Below are 3,975 nucleotides of genomic sequence, written 5' to 3'. Positions count from 1 at the left end.
CTTTTCCGTTAATTTGCATTTGGGTTTCCTTTTATTGGAATGTGGGTTTGCCAGCATTATATCGTAATATATTTTTAAAATTCTCGCAGAAATTATCATTTTATAAAACTACTATTTTAAAAGCGTAATTTGTTTTAAAGCTTTTTTCGCGCACTCCCTTAGATCCTCTTCACTTAATGAATCGCCTACCGTATCATCACCCCTCAACTCTTCGTCTGGTTCGAATTCATCGATATCGGTAAGAAGCCTGTTTAGCGGCTCATAATATTCATCGGGGAAATTTTTATCATTCATAAATTTATCCCAATATATCTTTTCGAATTCAAATACGTCGATTCTATTTTGTAAAAAATCCTCTATTATTTTTATATATTCCTCTATCATTGACCCTCTTTCGGTATATTTTTAATCGCCCGCCGCTTTAATACTTAGAACCAACCATAAATTACTATCGACATTCACGCCTTCGCATAAATTTTTTATAATTGTTAAGTCGTTAGAAGAAATTTTTATATCATATTCATACATTTGAACCAAAAAATCTTCCAGCGCTATACCATATTCTCCAGCCTTAACCAGCTCTTCCAAATAAATTACAAAGTCGCGCCGACCGACTCCGGCAAATTCATCTTCGTAATTACGGAATAAATTTAAAAATATCAAATCGTTGTATCTCATTCGCTGCTTTCCTTAAATTTATTTCTCATCGCTACTTCATAATCTTCTAGCCTCGAATTTCTATTTGAATATCAAGCAAGTCATCGTGATCTGGGTATTTGGCGGTCTCCGAGAGTGTAAATTTTATCACGTCTAGCAACTGCCTAGCCAAATCGCTGTATTTTTTCTTAAATGCATTAAAATTTAAGAAAATTAACTTTAAATCGTCTCGAGCGCCTTGCTTATTTTTTAAACCATATCGTGAGTTTTCCTCTTTTTCCTCGATATATTCGCTATAGCTTTCCCACTCGTTTTTATCTTTATATTGCCCCCATTCTTCCTCGCTATAGTATTTCCATTCCTTAAATCGCAGAAACCAAAAGAAATCCGCGAATGCATCAGGGCCGATACGTAGCGGTAAAGACAGCTTTTCGGATAAATATGAGTATAACTTATGCTCTATTTCTTTGGGGCAATAATCATGCCACTCATCAATATATCTTCTGTCTTTTTGCAACTCATCAAAGTCAATCACTACTTCTATCATTTTTCCCCGTCTTAACTATACTAACGCATATTTTCTTAAAATTCTAAAAATCAAACAAACGTAAATTAACGCAAACTCGCCTTTATTAAATTTTAGTATAAATCAGACCAAAAAGGCACATACGAGCATTTTCCGACCGGCTCAAGAGGATTTTTACCAAATTCCCTCAAAAAGTAGTCATATAAATTTTTCCCATAATAAATGACATCGGTATAGTGTATAGATAAGACTGGCGGATCCGGCAATTTAAGACACGGCATATATCTATGAGAATATACGGGTATAATCTTAGGTGCAATTTTGGCTGCTTCTAGTACAACGGCTCGCTTGCGAGATCCGTCTTCGGGCATCGGACCCCATTTTTGCGTATTCCAATAGTTCTCATTTGGAAAAATTTCATCAATAGGATCGTTTTTTAAGTACTCAAAGACGTAGTTCATAGCCTGCTTTATCTCCTTTATATTTTCATCGCCAAAGTCCCTCCAATTATAAAATTCTACCGAAATAGGCAATGTATATGACAAAAAATCTCTTAGGCTTTTTGGAAATTTAAACTCATAAATTTGCTCTATTTTGTCTATTTCGCTCTCTTTCAAACCATCGCTCAATTCTATGCCGCTCTTTTCTAGCAGCTCTTTTATTCGCTTGTACATATTCTATTTTCCTTATAAGGCTTTTAATCGTAGTTGAAGTCATCTAAATCGTATCCGAAAATATGGATTGTTTTTAGGGCTAGCTCCCTGACTTCTATCCAGGATTTATTGTGATAGACCAAATATTCATAATCATCTACATATAACAATCTATCGTCCTTAAAGTTTTTAAGAATAAGAGACTTAAGCTCTCTTAGCGCATCCCTTTCGTATGGCAAGAAGCAAAATTCAAATTTCTCCAATAGAGCATTATCGCAGGAATCGTATAAAAAATATACCATCTCCTTAGGATTTTCGCAATCTTCATCTGTAGCGTGCACAAGATATCTATCTTGATATTCTAAAGAAGCCATTACACATAGTTTGTACAGAAGCACGCCCTTGCGAAATATATGTTTTCCATCAATTTGCATTTGGGTTTCCTTTTATTTAGATGCTGGTTTCATCTAGCATTCTAAACTCGCATATTTTAATAAAATTTTCGGTCTTATATACAGTTCTATCTACACCATTCTGTCTATAGTAAAATTTTGTCCTATCTCTATAAATTCGCCATCTTTATTTCTTCTGATTTTTAAGGACTCGATGCATTCGGCGGTAAATTCCACAGCTGTCTCCCCGCCTGTTTTTATAGTAATTTCCACCCATCCCTCGACTATGCAATATGTAAATATTAGCCCGTTTATTCCGAACGTATATTTTCCAATATCACTATCTATTTCATCCGGATAAAAACCAAAAAAATCGCTCATCTCCATCACGTCGGGATACGTTTTTATATATGTCATTTTATGCCTTCCTTTGGGATGGTAGTTATAAATTTTATACTTTAATCATGCCGAGAAAAGAAATTTCATACAATTACATACACCGAGCTTTGATTAAATTTAGCCTCTGAAAAATCTACGATCTTTTCATTATCTCTTAAAGTATAAAGCTCGAAATCCGCGCTCAGCTCATCAATATTATAGAAATCCAAACATAAAGCAAATCTGCTGTTCTCAATATCCATATTTTCGATCTTTTCCTTTACCAATTTCAAAAATAAAAGGCATTCTTTAATAAAATCATCTTCCTTTAAATTTGGATTTTTGATCTCCACTTCATTGATCGACCACTCAAAATCGCTTAAGCCTTGATATATTGAAGAATTAATTAAAATGTTCTCTGTTGTGGCTATTCTTTCCCTTTTAAGATTCTTGATAAAAAATATTCCTGTGTCAAGATAGATCAGGCCTTCGCGCAATAGCTGCTTTAATTGCGATATTTTCAGATCTTTGATTGAGCCGCTAAGGGCAATAAATTTAATTAAATTCGGATCGGCATACAAAGTTCCTCTTTTTATCTCTCTTACTTCTTGCACTCTGGAAAATAGCTCTTCATTATTTTTAGGCAGAAGAAAAACCGCTTTGTTCAAATTAACCTCTTTTTTATCTATCGTCACTTTTGCCTTGCTGTTTTTCTCGCAAAATTTTAAAAAGTTGATTCCATATTTAATCTCGTCGTTTAGCCCTATACAGCCAAAACCCTTGCTATCATGCGGATAGACGGCTAAATTTAAACTCGGAAAAACTATAAAACACCATTCGTTTATAGAATAATCATAGCACATCAAAAATTTAGCCAGCTCTTTTATGTCGTCCCATTTCAGAATATCCATTCTTATGCACATAGCGGGCAGCGGATATTCTTTATCTCTAGCCAGAGAAAAATACTCATTTTGTTCTTGCAAAATTCCAAGATCTTTAAATTTATCGTATAACGGCTTTACCTGCGAGATTGCTTTATATTTTTTGTATACTTTATCATCACGCATTAGAGCACTTACGATAAATACTTCATCGCTATATTTTCTAAAAAAGTTATCAAATAATTTTATCGCTAAGCTTACTCCGCTTAGCCAGCCCCTGCTTTCGATCTCAAAGAAACCGATCCAGTTTTTAGAAGCACTAAAGCTGCTAAAATTTATATCGCTCAGTCTTAAACTACTATTTGTCAAATTTAACAACTTTTTCATTTTTATCCACCGTAATTTTTGCTTTTGCTAAATTATACACCTTATTTGCGAAGCAAAGATCATTTATATTAATTTTCATAGAAAAATTTAATTTTATAAAA

Annotated in this window: 7 protein-coding genes; all 7 read right to left on the bottom strand. The window is 33.8% G+C overall.

Annotation, left to right across the window (positions count from 1 at the left end; all coding sequences use genetic code 11):
- Nucleotides 1-111: 111 nt before the first annotated feature.
- Complete coding sequence (locus Q0256_RS05405; RefSeq protein WP_297922149.1) at nucleotides 112-384, bottom strand: colicin immunity domain-containing protein; 273 nt, start codon at nucleotides 382-384, stop codon at nucleotides 112-114.
- Nucleotides 385-405: 21 nt separating this feature from the next.
- Nucleotides 406-678, bottom strand: a complete 273-nt coding sequence (locus tag Q0256_RS05400; RefSeq protein WP_297960850.1) for a hypothetical protein — start codon at nucleotides 676-678, stop codon at nucleotides 406-408.
- 46 nt (nucleotides 679-724) lie between these two features.
- Complete coding sequence (locus Q0256_RS05395; protein ID WP_297960847.1) at nucleotides 725-1,204, bottom strand: hypothetical protein; 480 nt, start codon at nucleotides 1,202-1,204, stop codon at nucleotides 725-727.
- Between the two features lie 92 nt (nucleotides 1,205-1,296).
- Nucleotides 1,297-1,857: a hypothetical protein gene (locus Q0256_RS05390; RefSeq protein ID WP_297960845.1), complete on the bottom strand. Its 561-nt coding sequence runs from the start codon at nucleotides 1,855-1,857 to the stop codon at nucleotides 1,297-1,299.
- Nucleotides 1,858-1,880: 23 nt separating this feature from the next.
- Nucleotides 1,881-2,270 (bottom strand): phytanoyl-CoA dioxygenase, encoded by a 390-nt coding sequence (locus tag Q0256_RS05385; RefSeq protein ID WP_297960842.1) that lies wholly within the window; start codon nucleotides 2,268-2,270, stop codon nucleotides 1,881-1,883.
- 90 nt (nucleotides 2,271-2,360) lie between these two features.
- Nucleotides 2,361-2,645, bottom strand: coding sequence for a hypothetical protein (locus Q0256_RS05380; RefSeq protein WP_297960839.1), 285 nt, complete (start codon nucleotides 2,643-2,645; stop codon nucleotides 2,361-2,363).
- 65 nt (nucleotides 2,646-2,710) lie between these two features.
- Nucleotides 2,711-3,874: a hypothetical protein gene (locus Q0256_RS05375; RefSeq protein WP_297960836.1), complete on the bottom strand. Its 1,164-nt coding sequence runs from the start codon at nucleotides 3,872-3,874 to the stop codon at nucleotides 2,711-2,713.
- Nucleotides 3,875-3,975 lie beyond the last annotated feature (101 nt).

It is taken from the genome of uncultured Campylobacter sp., assembly GCF_937949835.1.
GTDB lineage: Bacteria > Campylobacterota > Campylobacteria > Campylobacterales > Campylobacteraceae > Campylobacter_B.
This window is presented reverse-complemented; position numbering and strand designations above follow the sequence as displayed.